We start from the raw sequence: 20,251 nt of genomic DNA on the forward strand, positions 1-20,251 counted from the left end.
AGGTCGACTGACACACCGCTATCGCGAGCAGGCTCACTCCTACAGGGGATTTGCGGTGGGGCTACCACTGGCGTTTGTCAGGGCGGGCGAGGCCGAGTTTTTCGATGCGGTAGCGCAACATGTCGCGGCTCAGGCCCAGCAGGCGCGCGGATTTGGTGACGTTCCAGTCGGTCTTGTCGAGCATTTTGCGCACCATGTCGCGTTCGACTTCCGGCAGGTTCATCGACTCCATATTGCTCGCCGGACGCGGTTCGTAGGGCGACACAGGTTCGTGGTGTTGATGCTGCGGCGGCAACTCGTCACACAGGCTCATGCACACGTTCAATTGATGCGCGGCAATCGTGTCGCTCGGCGCCAGCAACACCGTTTGCTCAAGCATGTTGCGCAACTCGCGCACATTGCCCGGCCAGGTGTAACTGAGCAGCAATTCTTCGGCCTGCTGGCTGAAATGCAGATTCGGCTTGCCATAGCGTTTGCCGTGACTGGCGAGGAAGTGCCGCGCCAGCAGCAAGATATCTTCACCCCGCGCATACAGGCGCGGCACCTTGATCGAAATGATCCGCAAGCGGAAAAACAGATCGCGACGGAATTTCCCCTGCTGCACCATCTGCTCCAGGTTGCAGTTGGTCGCGCTGATCACCCGCAGATTGACCTTACGCTCCTTCACCGAGCCGACGCGGCGAATGGTGCGATCCTCCAGCAACTTCAAAATCTTCGCCTGCAACAGCAGGTCCATCTCGCCAATCTCATCGAGAAACAGCGTGCCGCCATCCGCCGCTTCCACTAACCCGACCCGGCGATCCTTGGCGTCGGTGAACGCACCCTTCTCATGGCCGAACAACTCCGACTCGACCAGATTCGACGGGATCGACGCACAGTTGAATTCAATAAACGGACCTTTGCTGCGCGGGCCGTCGAAGTGCAGCGCCCGCGCCACCAATTCCTTGCCGGTACCGGTCTCACCCTCCACCAAAACCGGGGGCAGATCGGTGTTAGCCATGCGCCGCTCGGCATCGAGCAACTGGCCGATGGTGTTCTTCAAATACTGCATCGGCGCCGAGTCGCCAATCAGCGCCTGCACCCCAGACTTCTGCGCCTCGCGCTCCTGATAGAACGACAGCGTGCGCTCCATCCGTTCGGTGGCCAGGGCCTTGTCGAGCAGCAGTTTGAGCTCCGTCAGCGCGACCGGTTTGGTTACGTAATGAAAGGCGCCCTCCTTCATTGCCACCACGGCATCTTCGACGTTGCCGTAGCCGGTCATCATGATCACTTTCAGATCCGGCGCGCTGATGCGCAGCTTCTGGATCAGGTCGTGGCCGCTCATGCCCGGCAGCGAGTTGTCGGTCAGTACGATGTCGGGCATGAAGGTTTCCAGTTGCCCCAGCGCGTCTTCGGCCGAATGGCAGACCGTCACCTCGAAGTCCTTGCGCTCCAGGTAGGTCTGAATATTCTCGGCCAGCAGTTCGTCATCCTCGACCAGCAGAATGCTGTGTTCCATATTCCCCTCCCGATGCCACTTTGAAGTTGAGACTGACGCGGGTTCCCTCCTGCTCTTTGCTGGTCAAAACGACCGAGCCCTGAAAACGCTCCATGATTCTTTTGACCAACGCCAGGCCAACCCCGAGGCCGCCCTGCTTGGTGGTAAAAAACGGTTTGAACACCAACAGTTGCTGCTGCGCGCTCATGCCCTTACCGGTGTCGCTCAGGGTCATGCGCACGCTGTCCGGCTGCGGCGATTCGAACTCGACGCTGAGCACACCGCCCTTGGGCATGGCTTCCAGGGCATTGGCAAACAGGCTATTGAGTATTTGCGTGAGCAGCACCTTTTGACTGACGACCGGCGCGCAATTCTGCGGACTGAATCGCACTTCGACATTGCAGCGTTTGATCAATGCTTCGAAGGCGCCAACGGTGTCTTCGACCGCCATGACCAGATCCACCGCCTCGCCGTCGTCATTCATCGGCCGCAGCGACACCAGCAGCTCGCGCACCCAGCGTGACATGCGATCGACCTGGCTGATGATGTCGCCAATGTTGCGCTGCGCGCAGGGGCTGGCGACTTCCTGGGCCAGTTCGGCGCTGGAACGAATGGTCGCCAGTGGATTGCGCAGGCTGTGCGCCACCGCCGAGGACATCTCGCCGAGGGCGACGAAGGTTTCGTTGCTGATCAACTGTTGCTGCTGGCTCTGCAGCAGTTTCGCCGCGCGGCGGACGATCCAGAACAACGCCAGAAAAATCGCCGCTCCACCGAAACACGTCGCCGCCCAGATTGAGGCGAACCCACGGTCGATGCGATCGACCAGATCCGCCGGTTCCTTGTAGACCTCAACCATGGCGACGACTTTGCTTTTGTCGGCGTTGAACATCGGAATGTAGTTCTCGATGAACAGGTATTTCGGTTCGCGCAACATTTGCTGCTCGGGTTTCTCATCGTCGATCTTGTGGTAGCTGGAAGACACCGGCACTTTCATCTCGAATGATTCGTCGAGCTCATCGTCATCCTTGATGTGCACACCGATAAGCTCAGCGTTGGTCGACCAGATCACCGTGCGATCCAGCGCATAAACGGTCGCGAGCAAAATATCCGGCAGGTGTTCGACGTGATCGAGAAATTCAGTACGCGCTGAAGCCTGTAACGCCGGATCAACATCGGGATAGTGGTTGTCCTGGCGCGGGTCGAGCATTTCGCCCATCGTCCGGTTCGGATTGATTTTGGCGTGACGCATTTCCGCCGCGCCAATGGCCTCAACGAATTGCGCGGTCAGCAGCGCATCGCGCTCGACACTTTCGGTGACCACGAAGCGTGTGGAGATATAACCCAGCCCCAACGCCACGGCGGCGATGATGAAAAAACTCGCGAGCGAGAACCAGCGCAGCAGATTGAACTGCTCGCGCCAGCCCTTGCATGCGACCGATGGGTTCGGTGCAGAGGTTTTTTGTGCTTCCAGTCGCTGCATGGGAGTGGCCCTGGAGTTTTATATTGCGCTGCTTACAGCCATCAGTGTAGGTGGCTCTGACCGCGACACACGGTTCAATGATGCTATTTCGCCGCTACCGCATCTGACTCACCGTCGCGGCTGGATCGCCCGGTTTTACTGGCGTCAAAGCACCGTCGGTCATGGCCGCAGTGGACGGTTGCTGACGCTCTGTTTCATCGCTGAGAAAGTCGATGATCGACTGCGCGGACGGCTCGTCGAGGCGCAGGTTGGGCATCGGAATTCGCTCGAATTGTTCATACAGTTGCAACGCGATCGGATCTTTTTCCGCGAGCAAGCGATCCGGTTCGCGGATCCAGCGATTCAACCACTCGGGATCGCGGCGGCGGGTTACGCCAATCAAGTCCGGGCCGATGCTGCGCATGCCGATGCCCTGCCCATCCATAGGGCCGAGGCTGTGGCACGAGGCGCAGCGGGTGCGGAACAGTTCTTCGCCATTGCTGGGCGGGCGAATGTCCGGGGCATTGGCGTAGCTTTCTTCGATGCTCGGCTGTTTCCAGTTCTGCAGGGTGTTGGCCAGTTGATCGGCGAGGATCCACGGGTTTTCGAACGGCGAGGCCTTCATCCAACGCCCGGTGCTCTGGTTACCGACGATCAGGCTGAGGTTGTGATCCTTGCTGCGACCGTTGTCGACGCCTTCGATGAACAGCCCGAGCTTCTTGCGCAGGTCGGTGACGTCTTCGAATTCGCCGGTGAGAAACCTCCAGCCGGGGCCGACCTTGAAGCGTTGCGAATAAGCCTTGAGCACTTCGGGCGTGTCGCTGAGCGGGTCGATGCTGATCGAGTAAAAGAAAATGTCCTGGCCGACCCGATCACCGAGCAGTTTCTGCACCTGACGCAGGCGTGCAGTTTCCAGTGGGCAAGAGTCGCTGCACGAGGTGAAGATGAAGTTGATCACCACCACTTTGTCTTTGATCAGGTCATCGAAGAAATGCATCTGCCGACCGTCCTGATCGGTCAGCAGGGTGTTGGGGAAATAGTCGCCACCCCACGGGGTGGCGGATTCACTGGCCGCTGGCGGTTCGCCGACGCTAGCCTGGTGTGCCAGCAGCACACGGCTGCCGAGCACGCAGGCCACCAGCAGCAGCACCAGATGCATGCCCAGCGCCCGGGAGCGCGGGGTATGCAGCGGTTGGCTGTCACCGTGGCGACGGTTCATGGCTTGACCACCACTTGTGGGCCAACACCGTCACCGTTGCGGAAGGTAGGCAGCGCGGCGGAGTTGACGTAGCGCACACCGTCCCAGCTCGGCAGAGGGGTTGGCATCAGTTGCAGTTGCCCGGGCTTCTCCAGATCCCAACGCAGCAGCATCGAGTTGTCCTCATGCTGGGTGTTGTGACAGTGCTCCATGTAGGTCCCGGCAAACTCGCGGAAGTTGATCGCCATCTCGACGCTGTCCAGCCCATCGTTTTCCGAACCGATGCGATAGACGTCCTTGCGCGCCCATTTTTCCCACTCTGGCGGGGCCTTGCCGCCGCGACTGAGGATGATCCCCTCCTCGAAGTGCACATGCACCGGATGGCTCCAGCCCTTGCCGCCAGCCTTGATGTTCCACACTTCCAGGGTGCCGAAGCCAGTAACACCGGCGTCGGTCGGGCCGCTGGACAACTGGGTAGAGGCGTTCAGCCGACGCGGGTCCATGTGGAAGCCGAACCCGCCGTCAGTCTTGACCGTCCACGGCGCCTCATCGGTGCCGTCGGAGCGGCCGAAGGTGAAAGTGCGGTGGCGGGCCTTGGCCAGCACGGCTTTATCGGCCGCGTTGTCGCGGTGGATCTTCAGCGGGATCATCACCAGCCCTTCAGCCTTGCCCGGTTTCGCCGGTTCGTAGGCTGCCGGGTTCATCGCCAGATCCTGGCCGGTGTAAGCCTTGACGTTGAGCTGCAAGACCTTGCCCACCGCCGGATCGCCCTTGTCCCATTGCGGGCCCTTGCTGGTCTGCTTGATCACCGGCAGGTATCTCTCCGACAGGATGTCGCCCAGCGGGATGACATCTTTGGGTCCCTTACCGTCGTCGTGAGCCTGCAGGTTGACGAAAAACAGCTTGTCCCCCGGTTTGATGCCGTTTTTCGAGAAGTTGACGATGATGTCGAAGCGCTCGGCGATACCCTGAGTCGGCAGGATCGCGTTGTGGTTCTGTTTATCGCCATCGGCATCGAGATCCATGCTGCCGTCAAACGGTACGCTGTGCTCCATGATGTTGCCGTCGTTGGCGATCATGTGGAACGGCACACGGCTGTACGACACACCGGAGTTTTTCGGCCCCTGGAACTCGCCGCTGGTGCCTTTGATTTCCCGCACCAGCGCCAGTTTGAAGTAGCGCGACACCGAGCCGTTGAGGATGCGGAAGCGATAACTGCGCGCACGCACATCGAGGGTCGGTTTCCACTGCCAGTTGACCAGCAACTGATCACCGAGGAAGCCGTCGGTGTTGAACGGGTTGAACCACAACTGCCCTTCCTGATCCCACGCCTTGTCGGCAAACACCAGGTTGACGTCGTAGTCACGGTTGCCCCATGGCAAGGCGCTGCCGCTGGGCAGCCGCAGGTTGACGCCGTCATTCACTGACTCGTTACCGCGATCCAGCGCGCTGTAGTAGTTCATCATCGCCGCGTTGCCCTTGTAGACGTTCTGCGCGGTGAAATCGAGCATGTGATCGTGGAACCAGTGGGTGCTCATGGTTTCGCGCCAGTCGCCACGGATCTTGATGGTGCCGTTGTCACAGGTCTTCTTCGCCGGTGCGAGATCGTTGACCCACAGGGTTTCACCCGGTGCGCAGGGGAACGCCGCGCGCGGGTCTTCGGCCTTGGTGTTGATGCTGTCGTAACCGGCGAGCTGGATCGGCCAGCGATAGTCGTAGAACTGCCCCGGAAAGAAGAACGCGTTGGCATAGCCGTCGCTTTCTGCCGGCGCGTGACCGTTGTGCTCGTGGGTGCTGATCGTATGCAAACCGAATCCACGGTTGGCCGACGGGTCGATCGGCAAGCCGTTGTAGTGGCGCATCATCACCGGTTGGCCGTAGCGCACCATCAACAGTTTTGGCGGCAACGTACCGTCGAAGGTCCACACCGAGTTGTGGTTTTGCGCCGGCATCGCCGGGTGGAAACGCGGGTCGACACCCTTGGCGGTGCCATCGGTCAGCGGCACGCCAGCGACGTTGTGATACAGGCCGCCGGGGCCGAACTCACCGACGGCGTAATGGTGCATTTGCACGCTGTCACGCAGGCCACCATTGAGACGTGCACCGGTCTGCGCGGTTTTGTAGGCGACTTGCGGGTAGAACTCGTTCCAGCGCTGATGCGCCCAGCCTTTTCCGGGTGGCCGACCTTCGGCGGACGAGCCGATGTGCCGGTTGAGGTACACCTCGATCTGCGCCTGCCACGGGTTGCGGTCGACCACGTTGGCGAACTGGCTGGGGAACGGCGTTAGCCCCGGTTGGCGCAGGAACGCATCAAGCGCAGTGCCGGGTGGCGCGCTGCGGGCGACGTTGTTCGGGTCCTGAGCCGGTGCCGGGCCGATCGCCGCTGGTGGAAACGGCAGCGGCGCGGCCGGGGTGGTTGGGTCGAGTTTTTCCGGGCCGAACTCTTCGAACAAGGTCAACTGCTGGGTGAACGGTTGCGCGCCATAGAGCGGGCTCGGCTTGCCGTTGGTGGGGTAGTTGAAACTGGTCTGCACCGTCGGCGGCAGAATGTTTTCCGTGCGGGTCGAGTCGCGGCTGCCTTTGACGCCGTCGGGCAAGTCGAAGGAATCTTCGTTGGCCTCGGGCAGGGTCAGGATGTTATTGAGCGCGCCGGCGCGGTCGGCCGGTTCGTCGTAGTACGCCGAGGGATCGGAGACTTCTGGCTGTCGCTCGTCATCGATGGGGCTGGCGCGGACGCCGGCCATGCTGCCGAGGGTCAACATCAGAAAGACGCTCAAGGGCGTCAGCAAAAAGGTGTTGCTTGGGTCACGCGTTGTTCTGTCCATCACCAGCCGCCTCATCAAGGAAGGGGTGATGGTGTTTTGCAACTAGTGCGCCAAGAAATTATTTCCAGTTGTTACAGGGAGTTGAGGATGCTGTGAGTTTCCCCACTCCCCGGTGACCGGGGCTTGGCACCCACTGATGGGGGAAGTTCATAAAATTTTGGCCCGTGAAATTCTGCAGCGGTGGAAGTGTTGATCGTTCCCACGCTCTGCGTGGGAATGCCTCAAGGGACGCTCCGCGTTCCATGGGACGCAGAGCGTCCCCGGCTGCATTCCCACGCAGAGCGAGGGAACGATCAGTCGATAGATCGCAGTCTTCGGCAGTCCGCGAAATGGAATAGGCCCGTCATTGGACTAATTGGAATGCCAATCGAACCGAGGTGCCCTCGCCTTCGCGGCTGTCGAGGGTCACGCCGCCGCCGAAGCGCTCCATGATTCGCTTGACCAGGACCAGACCGACTCCGAGGCCGCCAGACTTGGTGGTGAAAAACGGCCGGAAGGCCATGGTACGTTGTTCCTCATTCATGCCTTTACCCGTGTCGCTGAGCACCACGCACACGCCACGGTCTTCGCTCGGTTCCAGGCTGACGGTCAGCGTGCCGCCCTTGTCCATCGCCTCCAGCGCATTGGCCAGCAGGCTGTTGAGGATCTGTGTCAGTTGCACCGGTTGGCTGAGCACCATGGGCGTGTGCTGCGGATGAAACACCACCTGCACGCCGGCTCTGGCGATCTGCTGTTCAAACGCGACAAGGCTTTCGTGCAGCGCTGCCACCAGATTCACCGGTTCCGGATCATCGTTGAGCGGACGCAGCGATTGCAGCAGTTCGCGTACCCATTTCGACATGCGATCGACCTGGCCGATGATGTCGTTGATGTTCTTCTGCGCCGGGCCGGCGTCGAACTCCAGCGCCAGTTCAGCGCTGGAACGGATGGTCGCCAGCGGATTGCGCAGACTGTGCGCCACGGCGGAAGACATCTCGCCCAGGGCGACAAAGGTTTCGTTGGCGATCAGTTGTTTTTGCTGGGCCGCGAGCAGAATCGCCGCGCGCCGTACGATCCAGTACAGGCCCAGATAAATCAGCCCGCCGCCCAGTGCGGTGGCCAGCCAGATCAGAACCAATCCGCGCTCCATGCGTGCGATCAGATCCTTGGGCTCCTTGTAGATCTCGACCATCGCCGTGACGTTTTTGCCCTCAGCGTCGAACAGCGGGATGTAGTTCTCGATGAAGATGTAGTCCGGCGGCGTGATGAATTTCTGTTCTTCACGGGCCTTGTCGACATCGTGGTAACTGGCAGAAACGGGGATTTTTTCGTTAAAGGCGCGATCGAGGTCTTCATCGGCATGAATGTTGGTGCCAATGAGCGCGGGATTGGTTGACCAGATGACCTGGCGGTCCGGCGCGTAGATGTTGGCGAGAATCACGTCCGGCAGGTGTTCGATGTGGTCGAGAAACTCGCCCCTTGCATCGGCCCGGGCTTGCGGACTGACGTCGGGAAAATTCGTGTCCTGACGTGGGTCGAGCAATTCACCCATCGTGCGGATATTGGGAATGGAAACGTGACGCACCTCGGCCGAAGCGATGGCCTGTATGAACTGCGCGGTGAGCAAGGCATCGCGCTGCACGCTTTCATCAATGACAAAACGCGTCGACACCGCGCCAAGCGCGATGGCCACGGTACCAATCACCGCCATGCTGATCAGCGAAAACCAGCGCAGCAGGTTGAACGGTTGCTTGTGCGAACCCAACCGTAGCGTGCCCTCCTCAACCGGAAGCGATTTCGACTGCATGTTCATGGCGGCGACTTCCCGATACGTCCTATAGGGTTATAGCCCACGGGTGGGGGTTTGCCCGGATGCGGGGATATCGACCCGATATACACCTTCCAAACTCCCCCCCGATCCCTGTAGGAGCTGTCGAGTGAAACGAGGCTGCGATCTTTTGATCCTGCTTTTGTGAATCAAGATCAAAAGATCGCAGCCTGCGGCAGCTCCTACAGGGGTTCTGCGTACGACGGGCCACTAAGAGCATCCCCACCGTCCCCGATTCTGGGGAATGACGCCCTTTCCCCGCTGGCCAAAAACATGACCCTTCTGCGCGTCAAACCCTCTATCCCGGCCATCTCCTGCCCATTCACCCCACCTTGGCATGGAAGGTGTACAGGCCCTGTGCAACTGACCCATCCCCAAGGGGCAGGTACTTTGATAGAGGGATTAACTCATGCACCCTTTACTGTCCAAAACCGCGACTGTCCTGGTCGTGAGCGCATTGGCCCAGGGCATCGCCCAGGCCGCTTTGTTTGCTGTTGATCCGGGCCCGTACACGCCGGCCAACGGCGGTTTCGCCAGTTGGTATCAGGACTCCCACGGTCGCACCCTGGATCTGTGCCTGTCCAAAGCGCTCAGCTCCCGAGTACCCAGCGCCCCCGGCGCGCCGTCGTACATGTGCTCGCTGCTACCGACCCCCGGCGTGTTCGATGACGCGCAACCGATTGTCTTCCCGACAAACTTTCCCGACGAAGCGTTCTGGTTCACCGGCGAAACGGCCCTCGTCGACGCCGCACGGGGGATTGATCTGGGCTACGTCAGCGCCATCGAAGCCGCATTCGCCGCTGAAGAGCCGGTCGAGGGCGATCAAGTCAGCTTCGCCCGGATCCGCATTCGCGTCGACGTGCCCACCGCCGGCACCTACGTCATCACCCACCCGTATGGCGTCGATGTGTTCAACATCGACACCCCCGGGCGGCGCGCAATAAACATGACCCGCGACATCGGTATCGGCACGCCGAAAACCTACGACGGCGCGCTCAAGGGTGACATCGGACCGTTCCTGCGCAGCGTCAACGGCCCGTACACCGAGACCAACCCGCTGACCGGTGCCGCCGAACAATTCGTCGGCGACCCGAACCTCAACGAGGCAGTCACCGGCAGCCCGTTCAACACTAACTACGTACGCATCGAAGGCCCTAACGGCCTCGATCTGCGGACGAACGTGTTCGCCGTCTCCGGCAAGTTGTCGACGGTGGTCCGGCCAACGCCAATGATCACCCAGCGCAGCACCTACTCGCGTAAAGCGGGAACCAGCGCGCCGGTCGCCCAACAAGACGTGTTCGTTCTCGCGCCGCCCGCGCCGGGCACTGTCGCCGTGACCAGCAGCACCCCGGTGCTGAACATGACCGAGGCCAACTCCACCGGCAGTTGGTACGCGCAATCGTCGGCCAACCCGACCTTGCCGAGCGTCCTCCAGGTGACTGCTGACAACCACCTGGCCATCGCCAGCAGTACGCCGACCACCTTGCCCATGACCCTCACCGATCTGGTGGTGATCCAGAGCGCGCAATACAGCCTCAGCTCCGGACAACTCACCGTGGTGGCCTCGACCAGTGACGAAACCTCGCCGCCGGTACTCACCGCCACCTCCGGCAGCGGCGCCGCCATCGGTGCGCTGGGCGGCGACGGCGCGGTGAAAACCCTCGCCACCGGGATCTCGCCGATACCGCCGGCCAAGGTTCGGGTGACGTCGTCCAACGGCGGCAGCGATACCGAAGAAGTGGTCATCGTGCAATGAACGCTCACATGCCCAGATCCGCATCAGGAGGCATCATGAACAAGTGGCCACGCTTTGCGCTCAACGCGCTCGGGCTCGCTCTCTCGCTGACCGGCAGTGCCTACGCGCAACTCGCCGCCGTCGACCCCGGCCCCTACACCTTCGCCACCGGGAAATTCCCGATGTGGTATCAGGACAACAATCTGCTGTCGATGGAACTGTGCCAGTCGCGTGCTGCCAGTTCGCGCGTTGCCGCGACCACGCCACCGGCCTACATGTGCATTCTGCTCGCCGAGCCGGGTATCTACGACGACGCCCAGCCGATGATTTTCCCAGACAACTGGCCGCCGGAAGCCTTCTGGTTCCTGGCCGAAACCACGATTGCCGACAACGCTGCCGGTTATGGCGTGGACGCTTATGTCGCCGGGATCGAAGCGGCATTCGCCTCGGAAAATCCGGCCGATGGAGATCAGCAAAGCTTTGCGCGGATTCGCATCCGGGTAAACGTACCCGTTGCCGGCACCTACACCATCACCCACCCGTATGGCGTCGAGACGGTCAATGTCACCGCACCCGGGCGCCGCGCGATCAACATCACCCGCGACATCGGCATCGGTGCACCAGGCAATTTCACCGGTGCCGTCAATGGCGCCATCGGACCGTTCCTGCGCAGCGTCAACGGCCCGTACACCGAAGTGAACCCGGACACCGGCGCCACGGAAACTTTCGTCGGCGACCCGAACCTCAACGAAGCGGTGACCGGCAGCCCGTTCAACACCAACTTCCTGCGCATCACCGGGCCGGCCGGGACGATCCAGTCAAGCGTGTTCAGCCTGTCCGGCAAAGTGCTCGACAGCCGTCAGCAGACCCAGGTGGAAATCGACCGCGCCACCTATCGCCGCACCGCCGCTGGCGTGCGTGCCGAAGTGTTTGCCAAGGCCAGTAACAGCTCGACCCTGTGCTTCCGCGAAACCGTGGCGCTGCTGCCCGGCCCACCGCCAACGCCGTGCCAGACCAGTCTGTTGGGTGACAACAATGGTCTGTTCTTCGGCCACCGACTGGGCACTGGCGCGGTACCTCCGGTAGTCGTCGTGACCGCCACCAACCCCGCCGGCACCACGCGTCCGACGGCCGTATCGGCCAAGCTCACCGACGTGGTGAAAGTGCAGACCGCGCGCTACAACTGGGCCAACCACAGCCTGCTGATCGAGGCCACCTCAAGCGATGAAGTGGCGATCCCCGACATGGTTGCCCAAGGCTACGGGCGTCTGTCGAAAACCGGCACCCTGCAGCGCATCACCGTCGCCGACCTGACCCAGCCACCGGCCACCGTGACGGTGAAATCTGCCGCTGGCGGTGGTGACACCGAAGCGGTCGTCGTGGTCGGCAGCGCGCCAGACACAGGTGAAAACCAGGCGCCAATCACCAACGCCGACAGCGGCAGCACCAGCTTCGGCGTGCCGATCACCCTCAGTCTGTTGACCAACGACAGCGATCCTGATGGTGACAATCCGCTGGGCATCACCGCGTTGACTCAACCGGCCGCCGGCCAAGGCACCGTCGCGCTCAACGGCACCACTTCAGTGGTCTACACCCCGCCAGCGGTGGTCAACGCGCCACTGACCACCACCTTCACCTACAAAGCGCAGGACGCCAAAGGCCTGGCGTCGGCCAACCCGGCAACCGTGACAATTACCGTCGCGCCAAACCAGGCACCGACTGCCGTCGCCGACAGCGTCGCCACTCTGGGCGTAGCGATCCCGATCAACGTGCTGGCCAACGACACCGATCCGGAAGGCAACGTGCCGCTGGCCGTCAACAGCCTGACCCAACCGGCCGCCGGACGCGGCACGGTTAGCAGCAACGGCACGGTGATCACCTACACCCCACCAGCCACCGTGACCACGGCGTTCACCACGACCTTCACCTACATCGCCCGGGACGCCTTCGGTGCCCTGTCGACGCTGGCCACAGTCACGGTGCAAGTGTCGCCACGGCCAGCGGCAGAAACGTTCGCCGTTACCGCGTCTACGGTGCAGGCACGCTCCGGCGGGCGCTTCAACTGGGACTTCACCGGCACCTCGTCAGTGACCACCGGCAACACCATCACCGTGCAGGTCACCACCCCTTCCGGCCTGGTCACCCTCGGCACCACCACCGTACCGGTCACCGGTCGCTGGCGGCTGACGCTGAACAACACGACGGTGGTGCCATCGGCCAACCCGACCGCGACGATCCGCTCGTCCCAGGGCACCGTGCGCACGGTCTCGGTGACCACGCTGTAAGCCAACACCCCAGCCACTTTCGGGTGGCTGGGGCCGACTTCAAATCGGTTAACGCCTGACAGGATGTGAGCCATGAACACGCCGACCGCCGCCCTGCTTTGCCTGCTCCTGCTGTGCAGCAGTGCAGGCGTGCGTGCCGACGACCTGATGGAAAACGACGACCTGGCCACGACCAGCAGCGACCTCGGCGAACTGCCCCCACCGGTGGGTCAGCAAGCCCTGATCGACCAGCTCGGCCAGGCCAACGTCGCCCTGCTGCAACAGAACGGTCAGTCGCTGCTCGGGCAGATCGTGCAATCGGGCAGTAATCAGGAGGCGTACATCCTGCAACAGGGCAGCGACCTGATGGCGCTGATCAACCAGAACGGTTCCGGCAATGCCGCCTCAATCACGCAAAACGGCAGCCACAACCGCGCGCAGATTTCGCAAAACGGCAACAACAACGACGCCAGCATCGAGCAGGCCGGCGCGGGGCTGCAAAGCGCCGTGACCCAGTCGGGCAACGGCATGAGCGTTTCGGTCAAGCAATATCGCTAAGCACTGCCAATCATCGGAGAGATCATCATGTTCAAACTGACGCCCCTCACCGCCGCCCTCCTGGTCATGATCAGTGCCCAGGCGATGGCCGACGACAGCCTGTCCAACCAAAGCCAGGTCGGTACCGCCAACATCGCCGACGTGAAACAGACCCAGGCCCCATTCAGCACCACCACCCAGACCCAACTGGGCCAAGGCAACGACGCCGCCGCTGTGCAAGACCACGCCACCAGCGTGATCACCCAGGACGCCGTCGGCGACTACAACGCCGCTTACGCCGAACAACTTTACGAAGACAACGCCACCATCACCCAGCAACAAGTCGGCGCCTTCAACACCGCTCACGCCAGCCAGTCGTTGGGCTTCGGCTCACCGAACAGCGCGTTGCAACAGCAGCAAGGCACCGGCAACTTCTCGTTCATTTATCAGGACTCGCAGAACGGCAGCGAGGGCAAAACCTTCCAGTTCGGCGACAGCAACGAAGCCAACATCGAACAACTCTATGAAGGCAGCGGCAACAGTTCAGTGATTACCCAATACGGCACGGCCAACTACGGCACCGCCGAACAAGTGCTGCACAACGGCGGCCAGATCGGCATCAACCAGGCCGGCGAAGGCAACTACGCCTACGGCGACCAGCGCAACGGCACTGGCGGCAACATCACCATCAACCAGTTCGGTAACCTCAACGGCACTGAAATCTGGCAGGACGCGCAACTGGCCAGCCAAGCCACCGTCAACCAGTACGGCGACAGCAACGAAACCGTGGTCGACCAAAGCTTCGGCGAAAACAACACCGCCGCCGTCACCCAGGTCGGGAATACAAACGCCATCTACGCCGACCAATTCGAATCGGTCAACTCGACACTGGCGTTGTATCAGGTCGGTAACGGCAACGTGCACTTCACCTACCAGAACGGCGACAGCCACGTGCTCAGCGCCACCTCCGTGGGTAACGACAACAAGGTCTACGCCAGCAACTGGAAAGGCCCGCAATCCGGCGGCCAGTTCGGCAGCGGCCAACGCGCGACAGTTACTCAGGCGGGCAATGGCAACATCGCCAGCTTCACTCAGGATGGCGTTGGGCAAGTCATGACCACGCATCAGACCGGGACTGGCAACAAGACCACGGTCAGTCAGGCTGAGTCGTATAACGAGCTGTATTTTGATCAGAACGGTAGTGACAACATTTTGATCTCGGATCAACGCGGCACGGGCAACCTGGTGCAGGGTTCTTCGAATGGCACGGGCAACAGCGCTGATTTCGATCAGTCGGGGTCAGGGAACCAGGCGTATACCGCGCAGCTGTATGGCAGTGACAACATGATCACCGTGAAACAAGCGGATACGATGAACGTGGCGTATGTGACCCAGGGCGGGACGGGGAACATTGCCAATGTCGATCAGAGCGGGGTTACGCAGACGGCGAATATTCAGCAGTTCGGCTCGGCTAACCAGGCGACGGTGTTGCAGCAGTAGGGGTTGGGTGTTGATGGGCCGCGATTCTCTGGTGAGGGGGGTCGCGGTTTTTTTTGCGCTGACGTTTGAGTTGCGTCCTACGGAAAACGGAACGTTTTTAGAGATTCGGGGAGTTTTCTGACAAGTTCTGGCGGTTGGCCGTCGGAAGTGCAGGCTCTAGGATTTGCCGGGACAACTTGATCCTCATGGAGCTTGGCCTACATGCAATTCATCCAGACAGCGACGACAGCGATACCGTTAACGAATAGACTTCGAGGCACCAAACCCGGAGGTTCTATGATCGACCCGTCCTTGATCGACCCACTGTGCCCGGTTGTTTCGGATCTTGATCCCGAGGAACAGGCTGCAAGTTATGACCGTTGGTTTCGGGCCGAAGTACAGGCCTCTCTCGATGATCCGCGCCCGAGTATTCCCCATGAGCAAGTGATGGAGGAAATCAACGCCTTGATGGAATCAATGCGCAAAAGCGCTGATGCAGATTAAGTGGCGACCCAAGGCTCGGGTCGAACTCTCGAAAATCCTGAAGTACATTGGCGAGCGAAATTTTGTAGCGGCGACTGCACTTCACAAGTCCGTCGTAAAAACTACATCTGCGCTTTGTTGGCATCCACACCTGTATCGCAAAGGCCGCTCTCCCGGCACTCGAGAGATTGTGGTAAGCCCGAACTATCTCGTCGTTTATCAAGTGGCGGATCAAATTGAGATTGTGAGCATCTTGCATACGCGTCAGGAGTACCCTCGACGCGACCCCGGTTAAGATCGCTTCCTCGTCTCAACACAAGAAACCGTGCTTCCCGTGGAGGTACGGTTTTTTTGTATCTTGATCGCTCCCACGCTCTGCGTGGGAATGCCTCTCGGGACGCTCCGCGTTCCAAATTGCGAATTTGACGCAGAGCGCCAGGGGCTGCATTCCTTTGCTGCGCGTGGGAACGATCTAATTAGTCATCCTTCAACTCGACGTGATCCAAGGCTTGATTGACAGCCAATTCGCCCAGCATGACGACCTGTGCGATGCCCAGTGCGGTTTTGCGCTGTGAGGTTTCCAGCGAAGCGGCGAAGTTGATGAGCATTTCGCTGGCCGAGCCGAGGGTTTCGCTGGCGTTGGCTAGCAGGGATTCGGTGTTGTACCTGGGGTTGGCGAGGTACATGGGTTCCGGCTCGTTGGCGCTGGACATGATGTGGGGTGTGGGGTTGAGGTAGAAATCGAGGGCACGGTCGGCGGCTTCGTGGAGTTTTTTGCTGTCGACTGAGGCGTAGGGGGATGTGGTGTTGGTGTCTGGTTCTGGGGGGTTGGGTGTTGGTTTTTTCATGGTGATTCTCTCTCATTGATAGTTGCAGTGGCCCATTCGACTTCCAGGAAAAATGGGTGGCAGCTGTACGCAGGCTGGAAATCCGGGAGAGAGCAACCCGGCAGACACGAATGTCTCCCGCGCACAACCGCCATAACAGAGTGCACACAATGAAAGTGCGCAAGCATACGTTATGAAAGGCGTATCTGCTCTCTCGTGTCTTCGGGTTTCCATGCCCGGTCGCTGAATTGGCAGCGACGAACACAGGCTAGAGACAGGACGTCCGACGGACAACCTGAAAACCTTGTGGGAAGGTTCTGCAAAATCGAAACAACCTTTAAACATTCCGAATTGAAATACGCATGTGTAGGAGCTGCCGCAGGCTGCGATCTTTGATCTTGATCTTGATATTCATCTTAAAAAATCAGAGTCAAAAGATCGCAGCCTTCGGCAGCTCATGCAGTGAATGTGTGCAACCGGCGGGAATTGGTCGGCTCGTAGATCGCCATCGCTGGCAAGCCAGCTCCCACAAGGATTTGGGTACATCCGCAATGGCAACTGAGTCTGAGAGATAGCTATCGCGAGCAGGCTCACTCCTACAATTGAATCGCGCTCTGTCAGCAAGAGATTGGTCGGCTGTAAGGCCGCCTTCGCGAGCAAGCTCAGCGCCTACGAAGATCAAAAGCCGAGCACGCTGTGCTCCACACCACTCAATAGGCCGAGTGTCAGCTCGCCTGCTTTTGATCTTGATCCACGGGCGACGTCGGAAGGCTGAGTGGAGGGATTGATCCGGGCGTGGGAGCGCAGCGACCGTTTGGCGCAGCCAAACACAGCGAGAGGAGGTGCAGCGAAGCAAACCGTAGGCGCTGCGCCCGGATCGATCCCGCAGCGAAGGAACCCCGAGCCCCAGCGAGCGGGCCGCACGCAGGAGCAAGCCTTTTCGGTTACCTTTTCGGCGTTTGGAAAAGGTGACCCGCCGTCAGGGCGGAACCCTAAGCAGCCGTTACCGCAGCAACGGATATGTACCCGGTCAACCAGAACTCACCGCCCAACCAGAACCTGGTCGGCCCGAAGGCCGCCACGTTCACTCGGCATCCGGATCAACCTTGTTCTGAGTCAAATACCGATTCAACACATCATCCTGCCCAGGCACAGAAGCATCCCCCGCCACCTGCCACAACCGCCGCTCAATCCCCTGCGCCACCATATGCCCCACCGCCGCCTCAATCGCCGACAACACACACAACTGCGCCGGCTCATTCGTCGTATACCCAACCTCAGCCTCAAGCAACTTCTTGAACTCGATAAACTTGAAAATCCCCGCGCTACGCGCCACCGAATAAATCGTCTTGCTGGTCATCACATTCGCCAACACCTGCCCACTGCGAACATCCACCGCCCGCAAATTCACAGTCACCTGATCCACCCGATACTCACGCTGCAAATCGATCCCCAGATACCGCGCCCCTTCCCCACCGCTACGCACATTGGTGTCATAAGCGATGATCCCGCCCTCGAGCATCATGTTCGCCGCCTGCAACGGCGGCAGCTCACCCTGAATATTTACCGGCGTATTCGGCTTCTTCTGCGACGCACGAATGATCTTGCGCTCGGTCAGCAGGTTCTGCAGCCCTTCCCGCTCCAGCACGACAAACCAGCCACTGGCCTGCATCGCGTCCATCAACATCGACGCCGCGCCCTGGGTCACGCTGGTGGAAAACGAACTCGCCGGCGTCGGCTTGTACTGCCCGGTCTGGTCACGGAAGCCGTACACCACCGCCATCAACCGCCCCTTGGGTCGCGGCATCTTCAGCAAGTCGTAATAAGTCGAAGCCCTTGGAGTCAGGGTCGGGGTTTCGGTGTCCTGCTCGGCCGACATCGGCTCACGCAGACTGCACCCTTGTAATGTCGCCAGCAGCAGCCCTAACGCGATGATCTTTTTCATGTCCGTCACTCCCCGGAACCGTCAGCCCGTCATGGGTTGAGGCCGTTCACCTGAATTTCCGAAACCTCACCGGTCGCTCGATCGGTCACTTCAATGCTCAGTGCCCCGGAGTCGTCGATGACGTTGACGATAAAAGAGTCAGTGGACAGGCTCCCCGTGTTGCCGGTGGAGATGTTGTCCAGCAACTGCCCTAGCAGCCGCGATTGCAATTGACTGGTGAAGCGCTCCAGCGCCGAGGTGCCGGCCACCGCCGAACGGCTCTGGATGTCCGGATCGTCGTGATCGTTTTGCGCCTGGGCGTTGTTGAGCAACCAGGTGCCGTTGAGCGGGTTGCCGCCGAACGACGGGTTGACCGGCGTGTAGACCAGTTCAGTGGCCTGGACAGCGGCAGCGCTGGCGAGCCCGATCAACAACCCCGAGATCCAGAATCCGCTGCGCCGTGAGAACGTTGTGCTGTTCATAGTTCGTCCTTCTCAAGGTCGGTGGTGTCCTGCAACAGAGCCTCCAGCTTGCGCTGGACAACCTGGCGTCGAACCCAGTCGGCGGCCGCGTAGGCCTCGTCCTTCAGTTCCACGGTGTTCGGCGGCAGGAAGCGCCGATAAACCAGGCGTTGCTGATATTCCACGGTCACCAGGCTGCCCCAGCGCGCGTCAGGCCGCTCGCGCACCACCAGGTTGAAATCCATCGGGCTGGTGTCGCGCAGGCGTTCACTGAACGAGTAATAAAAGTCGTGGCCGATGTGCGAGATCGTGTCGTCGACGATGAAGCCCATCATTTCGTCTTCTTCACCGGCCTGGGCGCAGCCCGCCGCCACGGTGAGAATCAGCGCGCACCACCAGTGGCGAGTCATGGCTGCAGCGCCTGTGGCAAGTTCGACTGGCCTTTGGCCGGGCCATTGGTGCCTTCGAGGAAGGCTTTTTCCGCGACGAACTGCCAGTCCGAATAACGCTGCATGCCGTCGAAATCCGACCACTGCGTCGGGAAGCCCGATTGCTTCAAAGGCAGCTCGGTCGAAGGACTGTTGAGGCCGGTGATGCGTCCGTCGAAACCGCGTTGCAGCGCCCATTCACCCTGACCGATCGGGTCCGGATAGAGCTGACGCAGGTGATGCTTGGCCTCGGGAAAGCGCTGATCTTCAAGCAGGTCCGCCAACTCTTTCGGGTACTGCGCCAGCCCCGGCGAACTGCGGTAATAGCTGCGCAGCGCCTGGGCGTACTGAGTGCCGACCCAGAGCAACTGGCGTTCACGGTCACGGCGCGAAGCGGTCGACCACAACTCACCGGCACTGGCCAGGCCCATGCCCATCACTACGATGAGGAACAGCACGCCGAGGTAGGTGAAGCCACCCTGCTGCGCGCGGTTACCACTCGGAAAATTGGCTGCCATCACGCGCCCTCCCGGTAGCACCGCTTTTGATATCGGCCACACCACCGGCAACGCCGTCCGGTGGCGCGATCAGCACCCACTGGTCTTTGCGTTCGGTGATCGGATCGAGTGGCGCGTTGCGCAGGTAACGTTGTTCGATCAGTTGCTCGATGGAATCCGGATAACGGCCGGTGTCGCCGTAGAAGTGATCCAGCGCCTCGCGCATCGCCGACAGGCTCTGGCGCAACGTGGTTTCCTTAGACGCTTCAAGACTGTTGAAGTAGCGCGGCAGCGCGATGGTCATCAGCGTGGCGATGATCGCCATCACCACCATCAGCTCCAGCAAGGTAAAACCTTTTTCCCGGCGCATGAGGTTCACCACTCGCGGTAGGCGATGCCGTTGAGGCCCTTGCCCCGGGCGTGGGAGTAGACGTCGAACACGTCCTCGCCATCGCGCGGGTTCTGAGCCGAACTGTTGTAGGCGCGCACGCCCCAACCCCCTTCGTCACCACGTTTGGCCGGCACCAGCGGATCGCGCGGGATGCGGCGTAAAAAGTAGAACTTGGCGCCCTTGGCGCTGCGCACATCGCGCACGCCTTCGACCAGTACTTGCAGGTTCGGCGGGTAGCCGCTGCTGTTCAGCGACTTCTCGATATAGCCGGCATCGAAGGCACGCTTGTAGGCGTCGATGCCATCGCGAATCTGGTACAGCGCGTTGCGCAATTCCTGCTCCTTGCCACGCCGCACCAGGGTCTCGGTCAGTGGCGCGGCCATGCTCGCCAACAGACCGATCAGGGCCAGCGTCACCACGACTTCGATCAGGCTGAAACCGCGTTGGGAGGCGTTCATG

The 20,251-nt window shown here is 60.7% G+C and carries 18 protein-coding genes; 6 read left to right on the plus strand and 12 right to left on the minus strand.

Translation table 11 applies throughout. From position 1 onward, the window contains the following. Positions 1–61: 61 nt before the first annotated feature. From CKW26_RS03700 to CKW26_RS03725, 5 genes are all read right to left on the minus strand, one after another. Positions 62–1,498 (minus strand): sigma-54 dependent transcriptional regulator, encoded by a 1,437-nt coding sequence (locus CKW26_RS03700; RefSeq protein ID WP_095047555.1) that lies wholly within the window; start codon positions 1,496–1,498, stop codon positions 62–64. Then, positions 1,467–2,957, minus strand: a complete 1,491-nt coding sequence (locus tag CKW26_RS03705; RefSeq protein WP_095047556.1) for a HAMP domain-containing sensor histidine kinase — start codon at positions 2,955–2,957, stop codon at positions 1,467–1,469. The genes CKW26_RS03700 and CKW26_RS03705 overlap by 32 nt, the downstream gene beginning before the upstream one ends. A gap of 94 nt (positions 2,958–3,051) precedes the next feature. Then, complete coding sequence (locus CKW26_RS03710; RefSeq protein ID WP_095047557.1) at positions 3,052–4,155, minus strand: SCO family protein; 1,104 nt, start codon at positions 4,153–4,155, stop codon at positions 3,052–3,054. Next, positions 4,152–6,959, minus strand: a complete 2,808-nt coding sequence (locus CKW26_RS03715) for a multicopper oxidase domain-containing protein (protein WP_095047558.1) — start codon at positions 6,957–6,959, stop codon at positions 4,152–4,154. Before CKW26_RS03715 ends, CKW26_RS03710 begins: the two co-directional genes overlap by 4 nt. A gap of 343 nt (positions 6,960–7,302) precedes the next feature. Beyond that, positions 7,303–8,751 carry a sensor histidine kinase gene (locus tag CKW26_RS03725; protein ID WP_095047560.1) on the minus strand — a complete coding sequence of 483 codons (1,449 nt, stop codon included), beginning with the start codon at positions 8,749–8,751 and terminating at the stop codon, positions 7,303–7,305. Positions 8,752–9,175: 424 nt separating this feature from the next. Here CKW26_RS03725 and CKW26_RS03730 point away from each other — a divergent pair, with 424 nt between their 5' ends. The 6 genes from CKW26_RS03730 (at position 9,176) to CKW26_RS03755 (ending at position 15,559) form a co-directional block, all read left to right on the plus strand. Beyond that, the gene (locus CKW26_RS03730) at positions 9,176–10,522 is read left to right on the plus strand and encodes a hypothetical protein (protein ID WP_095047561.1); all 1,347 of its coding nucleotides are present in this window, start codon (positions 9,176–9,178) and stop codon (positions 10,520–10,522) included. Positions 10,523–10,557: 35 nt separating this feature from the next. Then, on the plus strand, positions 10,558–12,786 hold the full coding sequence (locus CKW26_RS03735) for an Ig-like domain-containing protein (protein ID WP_095047562.1): 2,229 nt from the start codon (positions 10,558–10,560) through the stop codon (positions 12,784–12,786). A gap of 72 nt (positions 12,787–12,858) precedes the next feature. Beyond that, entirely contained in the window at positions 12,859–13,323 is a 465-nt protein-coding gene (locus tag CKW26_RS03740; protein ID WP_095047563.1) for a curlin, read from the plus strand. A gap of 27 nt (positions 13,324–13,350) precedes the next feature. After that, positions 13,351–14,802 (plus strand): curlin, encoded by a 1,452-nt coding sequence (locus CKW26_RS03745; RefSeq protein WP_095047564.1) that lies wholly within the window; start codon positions 13,351–13,353, stop codon positions 14,800–14,802. A 276-nt stretch (positions 14,803–15,078) separates the two neighbouring features. After that, positions 15,079–15,285: a hypothetical protein gene (locus CKW26_RS03750; protein ID WP_034152589.1), complete on the plus strand. Its 207-nt coding sequence runs from the start codon at positions 15,079–15,081 to the stop codon at positions 15,283–15,285. Continuing rightward, complete coding sequence (locus tag CKW26_RS03755) at positions 15,275–15,559, plus strand: type II toxin-antitoxin system RelE/ParE family toxin (RefSeq protein ID WP_080761993.1); 285 nt, start codon at positions 15,275–15,277, stop codon at positions 15,557–15,559. Before CKW26_RS03750 ends, CKW26_RS03755 begins: the two co-directional genes overlap by 11 nt. Positions 15,560–15,740: 181 nt before the next feature. Here CKW26_RS03755 and CKW26_RS03760 read toward each other — a convergent pair whose 3' ends face one another. From CKW26_RS03760 to CKW26_RS03790, 7 genes are all read right to left on the minus strand, one after another. Beyond that, the gene (locus tag CKW26_RS03760; RefSeq protein WP_095047565.1) at positions 15,741–16,112 is read right to left on the minus strand and encodes a DUF6124 family protein; all 372 of its coding nucleotides are present in this window, start codon (positions 16,110–16,112) and stop codon (positions 15,741–15,743) included. A gap of 1,063 nt (positions 16,113–17,175) precedes the next feature. Beyond that, positions 17,176–18,036, minus strand: coding sequence for a CsgG/HfaB family protein (locus CKW26_RS03765; RefSeq protein ID WP_095047566.1), 861 nt, complete (start codon positions 18,034–18,036; stop codon positions 17,176–17,178). A gap of 29 nt (positions 18,037–18,065) precedes the next feature. Further along, complete coding sequence (locus CKW26_RS03770) at positions 18,066–18,497, minus strand: curli assembly protein CsgF (protein WP_095047567.1); 432 nt, start codon at positions 18,495–18,497, stop codon at positions 18,066–18,068. After that, positions 18,494–18,886: a curli production assembly/transport protein CsgE gene (gene csgE / locus CKW26_RS03775; protein WP_095047568.1), complete on the minus strand. Its 393-nt coding sequence runs from the start codon at positions 18,884–18,886 to the stop codon at positions 18,494–18,496. The genes CKW26_RS03770 and csgE overlap by 4 nt, the downstream gene beginning before the upstream one ends. After that, on the minus strand, positions 18,883–19,422 hold the full coding sequence (locus CKW26_RS03780) for a type II secretion system protein (RefSeq protein WP_095047569.1): 540 nt from the start codon (positions 19,420–19,422) through the stop codon (positions 18,883–18,885). Before CKW26_RS03780 ends, csgE begins: the two co-directional genes overlap by 4 nt. After that, complete coding sequence (locus CKW26_RS03785; RefSeq protein WP_095047570.1) at positions 19,397–19,771, minus strand: type II secretion system protein; 375 nt, start codon at positions 19,769–19,771, stop codon at positions 19,397–19,399. Before CKW26_RS03785 ends, CKW26_RS03780 begins: the two co-directional genes overlap by 26 nt. A 5-nt stretch (positions 19,772–19,776) precedes the next feature. After that, positions 19,777–20,250 (minus strand): type II secretion system protein, encoded by a 474-nt coding sequence (locus CKW26_RS03790; protein WP_095047571.1) that lies wholly within the window; start codon positions 20,248–20,250, stop codon positions 19,777–19,779. Position 20,251 lies beyond the last annotated feature (1 nt).

The organism is Pseudomonas sp. Irchel s3h9 (assembly GCF_900187475.1).
In the GTDB taxonomy this organism is placed as follows: Bacteria; Pseudomonadota; Gammaproteobacteria; order Pseudomonadales; family Pseudomonadaceae; genus Aquipseudomonas; species Aquipseudomonas neuropathica.

Coding starts and splice junctions, on each gene's coding strand:
- CKW26_RS03790 (WP_095047571.1), bottom strand. CDS start 20,250: ATGAACGCCTCCCAACGCGGTTTCAGCCTGATCGAAGTCGTGGTGACG.
- CKW26_RS03780 (WP_095047569.1), bottom strand. CDS start 19,422: ATGGCAGCCAATTTTCCGAGTGGTAACCGCGCGCAGCAGGGTGGCTTC.
- CKW26_RS03715 (WP_095047558.1), bottom strand. CDS start 6,959: ATGGACAGAACAACGCGTGACCCAAGCAACACCTTTTTGCTGACGCCC.
- CKW26_RS03765 (WP_095047566.1), bottom strand. CDS start 18,036: ATGAAAAAGATCATCGCGTTAGGGCTGCTGCTGGCGACATTACAAGGG.
- CKW26_RS03730 (WP_095047561.1), top strand. CDS start 9,176: ATGCACCCTTTACTGTCCAAAACCGCGACTGTCCTGGTCGTGAGCGCA.
- csgE (WP_095047568.1), bottom strand. CDS start 18,886: ATGACTCGCCACTGGTGGTGCGCGCTGATTCTCACCGTGGCGGCGGGC.
- CKW26_RS03700 (WP_095047555.1), bottom strand. CDS start 1,498: ATGGAACACAGCATTCTGCTGGTCGAGGATGACGAACTGCTGGCCGAG.
- CKW26_RS03755 (WP_080761993.1), top strand. CDS start 15,275: ATGCAGATTAAGTGGCGACCCAAGGCTCGGGTCGAACTCTCGAAAATC.
- CKW26_RS03705 (WP_095047556.1), bottom strand. CDS start 2,957: ATGCAGCGACTGGAAGCACAAAAAACCTCTGCACCGAACCCATCGGTC.
- CKW26_RS03740 (WP_095047563.1), top strand. CDS start 12,859: ATGAACACGCCGACCGCCGCCCTGCTTTGCCTGCTCCTGCTGTGCAGC.
- CKW26_RS03745 (WP_095047564.1), top strand. CDS start 13,351: ATGTTCAAACTGACGCCCCTCACCGCCGCCCTCCTGGTCATGATCAGT.
- CKW26_RS03725 (WP_095047560.1), bottom strand. CDS start 8,751: ATGAACATGCAGTCGAAATCGCTTCCGGTTGAGGAGGGCACGCTACGG.
- CKW26_RS03750 (WP_034152589.1), top strand. CDS start 15,079: ATGATCGACCCGTCCTTGATCGACCCACTGTGCCCGGTTGTTTCGGAT.
- CKW26_RS03785 (WP_095047570.1), bottom strand. CDS start 19,771: ATGCGCCGGGAAAAAGGTTTTACCTTGCTGGAGCTGATGGTGGTGATG.
- CKW26_RS03710 (WP_095047557.1), bottom strand. CDS start 4,155: ATGAACCGTCGCCACGGTGACAGCCAACCGCTGCATACCCCGCGCTCC.
- CKW26_RS03760 (WP_095047565.1), bottom strand. CDS start 16,112: ATGAAAAAACCAACACCCAACCCCCCAGAACCAGACACCAACACCACA.
- CKW26_RS03770 (WP_095047567.1), bottom strand. CDS start 18,497: ATGAACAGCACAACGTTCTCACGGCGCAGCGGATTCTGGATCTCGGGG.
- CKW26_RS03735 (WP_095047562.1), top strand. CDS start 10,558: ATGAACAAGTGGCCACGCTTTGCGCTCAACGCGCTCGGGCTCGCTCTC.